Annotated in this window: 6 protein-coding genes, 1 pseudogene and 1 riboswitch; of the genes and pseudogenes, 5 read left to right on the top strand and 2 right to left on the bottom strand. The window is 34.4% G+C overall.

Annotated elements, in window-relative coordinates:
• Positions 1-276, top strand: a pseudogene (locus HMPREF3264_RS11545) (nucleoside triphosphatase YtkD); the annotation flags it as partial.
• The gene (locus tag HMPREF3264_RS11540) at positions 257-1,039 is read left to right on the top strand and encodes an alpha/beta hydrolase family protein (RefSeq protein WP_070873400.1); all 783 of its coding nucleotides are present in this window, start codon (positions 257-259) and stop codon (positions 1,037-1,039) included. The pseudogene HMPREF3264_RS11545 and the gene HMPREF3264_RS11540, both read left to right, overlap by 20 nt.
• A gap of 78 nt (positions 1,040-1,117) precedes the next feature.
• On the opposite strand, the gene pckA is transcribed toward HMPREF3264_RS11540, so the two are convergent.
• A complete protein-coding gene (gene pckA, locus HMPREF3264_RS11535; RefSeq protein ID WP_070873399.1) occupies positions 1,118-2,710 on the bottom strand; it encodes a phosphoenolpyruvate carboxykinase (ATP) in 1,593 nt (530 codons plus the stop codon).
• A 155-nt stretch (positions 2,711-2,865) separates the two neighbouring features.
• Positions 2,866-2,976: riboswitch (SAM riboswitch) on the top strand.
• Positions 2,977-3,085: 109 nt separating this feature from the next.
• On the opposite strand from pckA, the gene metK reads away from it, so the two are divergent.
• The 3 genes from metK to HMPREF3264_RS11520 all read left to right on the top strand — a co-directional run bounded on the left by metK (position 3,086) and on the right by HMPREF3264_RS11520 (position 6,289).
• Positions 3,086-4,282 carry a methionine adenosyltransferase gene (gene metK, locus HMPREF3264_RS11530; protein WP_070873398.1) on the top strand — a complete coding sequence of 399 codons (1,197 nt, stop codon included), beginning with the start codon at positions 3,086-3,088 and terminating at the stop codon, positions 4,280-4,282.
• Positions 4,283-4,388: 106 nt separating this feature from the next.
• Positions 4,389-5,297, top strand: a complete 909-nt coding sequence (locus HMPREF3264_RS11525; RefSeq protein ID WP_070830771.1) for a nuclease-related domain-containing protein — start codon at positions 4,389-4,391, stop codon at positions 5,295-5,297.
• A 155-nt stretch (positions 5,298-5,452) separates the two neighbouring features.
• The gene (locus tag HMPREF3264_RS11520) at positions 5,453-6,289 is read left to right on the top strand and encodes an aldo/keto reductase (protein WP_070873397.1); all 837 of its coding nucleotides are present in this window, start codon (positions 5,453-5,455) and stop codon (positions 6,287-6,289) included.
• Between the two features lie 276 nt (positions 6,290-6,565).
• On the opposite strand, the gene HMPREF3264_RS11515 is transcribed toward HMPREF3264_RS11520, so the two are convergent.
• Positions 6,566-6,919 (bottom strand): fluoride efflux transporter FluC, encoded by a 354-nt coding sequence (locus tag HMPREF3264_RS11515; RefSeq protein WP_002443502.1) that lies wholly within the window; start codon positions 6,917-6,919, stop codon positions 6,566-6,568.
• Between the last annotated feature and the right edge of the window lie 5 nt (positions 6,920-6,924).

Raw genomic sequence — 6,924 nt, 5'->3', positions numbered from 1 at the left:
GAATTGTATGAAGAAACAGGAGCAATTGCTCGAAGTTGTTATTACTTTGCACAATACGAAGTGACAACAAATGATGATGAATTATTTTTAAAGGATGTCTTTTTCATAGAAGTGAGTCATTTTGAAGCCCATCATACTTATTACGAGACGAACGGTCCTTCTCTTTTTGAAAATGTAACTGATATACCCCATGAGAAACAAAGTTTTCTAGTGCAAGATGCGACAATTTTAAAATGTATTGAAAGGGTGAGAGCGCTTGGATTTTACAAAAATTAAGAAAATGCCTATAGACGCTCATACACATCGATTTGAGGAAGTTACTTATCAAGTAGACCATTTAAATGTTAAAGCATTGATGATGACACCATATCAATCTGTAGATCGAATTGTCGTTTATCTTAGAGGCGGAAAGGGACAAGTAGGGCGTGTCAGAGCAGCAAGGTTAATGCAGTTTGCAGATGCGCATACATTGGTTGTTGGGCCTTATTATCGCGGTAACAATGGCAGTGAAGGTAAGGATGAATTCTATCGTGGAGATTTAAATGATGTAACACAATTGATAAGATTATTACATCATCAATATCCTAAGGCGCATGTTCATATGATTGGATTTTCTCGTGGTGGGCTTCAAGGATTATTAACGTTTCAAGATTTACCTGTAGATAGCTATATTATTTGGGGCGGTGTATCTGATATTCACCTAATGTATGAAGAGCGAGTGGATTTAAGAGGAATGCTACGTCGAATGGTGGGTCATCCTAAGAAAGATGTAGACGCTTATAATAAAAGAGATGCATTAAAAAATATTGATGCACACAGTCCTCCTATACTCATTATTCATGGTGGAAAGGACTGGCAAGTTGGTATTCATCAAGCATATGATTTAGAGGAAAAACTACAAGCCAAAGGATCATATTACGAGACGTTCTATCAACTTAACGAAGGTCATGTGCCAAGACCACCAGCTATGAAAGAGACACTGAATAAAGTGCGTCAATGGATGGAAAATATAGAAAATCATAAACGTAAAAACTGTTAGCAAACATTAGGTAAATAAATTGAAAAAAGGTAGAAAGCTCGAATTGCGTGCTTTCTACCTTTTTCAATTCTGTCAATTTTATTTATTAAAAGCGCCTTTTTCTGCAATATGTTCAACTTCAGAACCGAATTTTTTGAAGTTTTCTTCAAAACGGTTAATTAAGTCTTGAGCTTGTTCGTGATATTTATTCGCATCGCTCCAAGCATTGCCTGGATCTAAGATTGTTTTAGGAACATCTTTAATTTCAACTGGAATATTTAAACCGAATGTATCATCTTTTTTGTATTCGACGTCTTTTAATTGACCTGAAATTGCTTGGTTCACCATTTGACGAGTATAATGCAAGCTAATACGACGGCCTACACCGTATTTTCCGCCAGTCCAACCAGTGTTAACTAAATAAACATCTACGTTATGTTTGTCGATAAGTTCACCGAGTAAATCAGCGTAAACTGTTGGATTTAATGGTAAGAAAGGTGCGCCGAAACAAGTTGAGAATGAAGGTTCCGGTTCAGTGACACCGCGTTCAGTACCAGCTAATTTAGATGTGAAACCACTTAAGAAATGATACATTGCTTGATCTTTGGTCAATTTAGAAATTGGAGGAATGACACCAAAGGCATCAGCAGTTAAGAAAATAATTGTATTTGGATGTGCTGCTTTAGAAGGTAGAACGATATTATCAATATGTTCAATAGGGTAAGCGGCACGTGTATTTTCAGTAAATTTATTATCATCAAAATCTACTGTACCATCTTCTTTAACGACTGTATTTTCTAAAATAGTACCGTATTCAATTGCATTATAAATTTGTGGTTCTTTTTCTTTAGAGAGGTTAATGGCTTTGGCATAACATCCGCCTTCAATATTGAACACGCCATTTTTATTCCAACCGTGTTCATCATCCCCAATTAATTTACGTTCTGCATCAGCAGAGAGCGTTGTTTTACCTGTACCTGAAAGACCGAAGAATAAAGCAACATCACCTTTTTCTCCAACATTTGCTGAGCAATGCATACTCATAATATCTTGCATTGGTAATAGGTAGTTCATTACTGAGAAGATACCTTTTTTCATTTCGCCAGCGTATTCAGTACCGCCGATTAAAATCACTTTATGTTTGAATGAAATGATGACAAATGTCTCTGATTTAGTCCCATCTACTTCTGGGTCTGCTTTAAAGTGTGGGGCAGAAACAATTGTGAAGTTAGGTTTGATATTCTTAGCTTCCTCTTTTGAATCTGGACGAATAAACATATTATGTGCAAATAAGTTATGCCACGCTAATTCGTTGATGACTGTTAGCTTTAAACGTGAATCTTTATCACTTCCCGCATAACCGTTAAATACATAGAGTTCATCTTTCTTACCCAAATAATCTAAAACTTTATTGTAAAGTTTTAAAAATGTTTCTTCATCAATCGGTTGGTTGATGTCTCCCCAATTGACATTATCTCTATATGAAGGTTCAGTTACGATGAATTTATCTTTAGGTGAACGGCCAGTATATTTCCCCGTACTTGCGTTAACTGCACCTAATTCAGTTAATTGTCCTTCATTGTTGTTTAAAATCTTGTTGTAAAGTTGAGTTGTTGAGAGTTGAAACTGAGTTGATGGTTTTTCTAGTAAATTTTTAATTTTAATTGTTTCTGTGTATGTGTCTACTGACATACTCAATCCCTCCAAAGCAATAGTAGTTATGTAAGCCTTTACATTTAAATAGTATAACACAACACAATGATTAATCCACAGTAAATATAAGCTATAGAGCGAAATCATAAATTGACATTAAACTATGAATTCGGTAGTATTAATTTTAACGGATTCTCTTATCCTGAGTGGTGGAGGGACATGGACCCAACGAAACCCAGCAACCTCTTTTTAGTAAAGAAAGGTGCCAAACCGTTTGCAGACATATATCGTCTGAACGATAAGAGCGAATGGACGTTTAAGAGCCTTCTCTCTATCTTGATAGTGTAGAAGGCTCTTTTATTTAGCTCACACATAAAAGAGAATTTTCGTAATCAATATATAAAGGAGCAAAACATGACTTATAATAAACGATTATTTACTTCAGAATCAGTTACTGAAGGTCATCCCGATAAGATTGCAGACCAAGTATCTGATGCCATTCTTGATGAAATCCTTAAAGATGATCCTAATGCACGTGTTGCATGTGAGACAACAGTAACCACAGGTATGGCACTTATTTCTGGTGAAATTTCAACTTCTACATACGTAGATATTCCAAAAGTAGTTCGCGAAACAATTAAAAATATTGGCTACACAAGAGCTAAATATGGATACGATTACCAAACAATGGCTGTATTAACAGCAATTGATGAGCAATCTCCAGATATCGCACAAGGTGTAGACAAAGCGCTAGAATATCGTAATGAAATTTCTGAAGAAGAAATAGAAGCTATGGGTGCAGGAGATCAAGGTTTGATGTTCGGTTACGCTACAAATGAAACGGATACCTACATGCCACTTCCAATCTTCTTATCACATCAACTTGCTAAACGCTTATCAGATGTGCGTAAAGATGAAATTTTAAATTACTTACGTCCTGATGGTAAAGTTCAAGTAACTGTAGAATATGATGAGAATGATCAACCTAAACGTATTGATACCATCGTTGTATCTACTCAACATGCAGAAGATACAGAACTTGAACAAATTGAAGCGGATATTAAAAAGCATGTCATTTATCCAACAGTCTCTGAAGATCTATTAGATGAAGAAACGAAATTCTTTATTAATCCTACTGGACGATTTGTGATTGGTGGACCACAAGGTGATGCCGGTTTAACAGGTCGTAAAATCATTGTTGATACGTATGGTGGTTATGCTCGCCACGGAAAAGGTTGCTTCAGTGGAAAAGATCCTACAAAAGTAGACCGTTCTGCTGCATATGCTGCTAGATACGTAGCTAAGAACATTGTAGCTGCAGAATTAGCTGATCAATGTGAAGTACAATTAGCGTATGCCATTGGTGTTGCAGAACCTGTGTCAATTTCTATTGATACGTTTGGTACAGGTAAAGTTTCAGAAGCTGAATTAGTAGAGGCAGTTAGAAATCACTTCGATTTAAGACCAGCAGGAATTATTAAAATGTTAGATTTAAAACAACCTATTTATAAACAAACTGCTGCTTATGGTCATTTTGGTCGTACAGATGTTTTACTACCTTGGGAAAAGTTAGACAAAGTGAATTTACTTAAAGATGCGGTTGAAGCATAACCATTGCTTTCAATTGAGTGAAAGGAAATATCAATTAAATGTCGATAAATTGAGTGTTTTCTATTATAATGAAAGTTATTGAAATGGTTAAAGGAGCGTTGTTGTGATGAGTTTATCTTCACCGATAGTTATAGGCTTAATCGTTGCAATTGTTGTGGCAATTCTTTTCTTTATTCTCTTTTTAGTTGCAATTAGCAGTAAAAAGAAAATTAAAAATCAAACAGAAGCCCAATATAAAGAAAAAGAGCAACATTTGAAAGAATCTCATGAAGAAGCCTTAGAAAAAGAAAGAGTAGAAAATAAAAAGGCTGTCACTAAACAAAAAGAAGATTTTGATGCGACAGTAAATAGTAAAGATAGAGAAATTGATGCATTAAAGCTATTTTCTAAGAATCATAGTGAATACGTTACAGATATGAGATTAATAGGCATTCGTGAACGACTTGTCAATGAGAAAAGAATTCGTCCCGAAGATATGCACATCATGGCGAATATCTTTTTACCAAGTAATGAATTTAACAATATAGAGCGTATCAGTCATTTAGTATTAACTAGAACTGGATTATATATTATTGATTCTCAACTATTGAAAGGGCATGTATATAATGGTATTAGTGGCGCTCAATTCAAAGAGTTGCCAACCATGTCACAAGTGTTCCAAACACTTGATTTAGATCAATCAAGTCCACAAACATTAGTTTTAGATCAAAATGAGGATCAAAAATCATTGTCATTTGTGAATTACTCTGAAAAGATTCAACAAATTCAAACACTCGCGGGTGATTTACAAAGTGAGTTAAATACGAAATATACGCCAACATCAATTTTATACTTCAATCCTAAAGATGAAGGCGATGTGACAATTTCTAATTACGCACAATCATCGAATGTCAAAGTGCTTGTAGGTCCTGAACAACTAGATGAATTCTTTAATAAGTTTGTCTTCCATGGACGTATTCAGTACAATGTTGATGATTTACAAACAATTATGGATAAAATCGAATCATTTAATTAAAGCATACAAACGTAAGGAATAGATTTTCTTACGTTTGTATTTTTTTGTTTGAAAAGGGTATAAAGACATTGAGAAACCATGGTGAGTTAACATTTTTTACATCAAAAAATGGAGATAGTAACATGTACATCATAGCTTAATAAGGAGTGAGCGTAATGGAAACAATTCAATTTTATAATGGAAGGGAAATGCCTAAGGTAGGATTAGGTACTTATAGAGTTGAGAACAGTGATGAATGTAAGGATGCAGTTAAGCATGCGATTGAAAGTGGATATAGAAGTATAGATACAGCCAGAATATATGGGAATGAAGAAATGGTCGGACAAGGGATTAAAGAGGGGCTAGAATCGACAGGTTTAAATCGTGAGGATTTATTTATTACGTCTAAATTGTGGCTTGAAGATTATGGTCGTGCGAATGTAGACCAAGCTTATAATCATTCAATCCAGCGCCTAAGCTTAGATTATTTAGATTTATACTTAATGCACTGGCCAGGGACAAATGAAGCTGTCATGATTGATACTTGGCAAGGTATGGAAGACTTGTATAAGGAAAGTAAGGTTAAAAATATTGGAGTAAGTAACTTTACACCAGAAAATTTTGAAGCTTTACTTGCGCAAGTTTCTATTAAACCTGTCATTAATCAAGTTGAATTTCATCCTTATTTAATTCAAAAAGAGTTACGTCAATATTTAGAAGCGCAAAGCATTGTAATGGAATCTTGGTCACCATTAATGAATGCGCAAATTTTAGAAGATGAAACAATTAATGATATTGCTAATGAGATAGGGAAATCACCTGCACAGGTCATCATAAGATGGAATGTACAACATGGCGTTGTGGTGATACCAAAATCTGTAACGCCTAGTCGTATAGAAGAAAATTTAAACGTCTTTGACTTTGAATTATCTGATGCTCAAATGGAAAGAATTGATCAATTGAATAAAGATGAAAGAATGGGACCTCATCCAGCTCATTATAACGGACATTAATTTATAGACGATTCCAATATCTAATGAGATTTGCGCGTTATAGGTGCAAATCGATAAAACGTGGTAGTATAAAATAAGCTCTAAGACTTTTTTGTTAATGTATTGTCTCCTTAAAGTTGAGTAACATTCCAACTTTGAAGAGATATAGAACATTTCAGAATTTGTCTTAGAGCTATTATTTTAGTATTTAATCTTAATTTTCATGGATATGATTGGTTTCATACGAAATGAATACATATCATTGATTGGAAATTGGGCGATGCATTACTTTTAATATTAAATGTGAAAGCCGAGATAACAAGCGATAAAGCCAATTAAAAATTGTAGTAATGAATAACCAATAAAATGACCTAATTTAAATTTAGGTGTAAGAAAATGAACCAGCTCGTTTGAAAGTGTGGAAAAAGTAGTTAAACCACCAAGTACACCTGTAATAAAGAAAGGTGAAATCCAATGATGAGAAATTGAAATCCCCATTATAATTCCTATTAAAAAGCTACCAATGATATTGACGATAGGTGTTGCGATTGGGATTGTTGAATTAAATTTACGATTACAAATATCTGTAACAAGTGCACGTAACACTGCTCCAATACCTCCGCCAAGCATAACAAGAAGTATAGCAATCATGATAG

Source organism: Staphylococcus sp. HMSC62A08 (assembly GCF_001839105.1).
Taxonomy (GTDB): domain Bacteria; phylum Bacillota; class Bacilli; order Staphylococcales; family Staphylococcaceae; genus Staphylococcus; species Staphylococcus caprae.
The sequence above is the reverse complement of the archived record's forward strand: the minus strand, read 5'-3'. Positions and strand labels throughout refer to the sequence as shown.

Coding starts and splice junctions, on each gene's coding strand:
- pckA (WP_070873399.1), bottom strand. CDS start 2,710: ATGTCAGTAGACACATACACAGAAACAATTAAAATTAAAAATTTACTA.
- metK (WP_070873398.1), top strand. CDS start 3,086: ATGACTTATAATAAACGATTATTTACTTCAGAATCAGTTACTGAAGGT.
- HMPREF3264_RS11525 (WP_070830771.1), top strand. CDS start 4,389: ATGAGTTTATCTTCACCGATAGTTATAGGCTTAATCGTTGCAATTGTT.
- HMPREF3264_RS11520 (WP_070873397.1), top strand. CDS start 5,453: ATGGAAACAATTCAATTTTATAATGGAAGGGAAATGCCTAAGGTAGGA.
- HMPREF3264_RS11515 (WP_002443502.1), bottom strand. CDS start 6,919: ATGATTGCTATACTTCTTGTTATGCTTGGCGGAGGTATTGGAGCAGTG.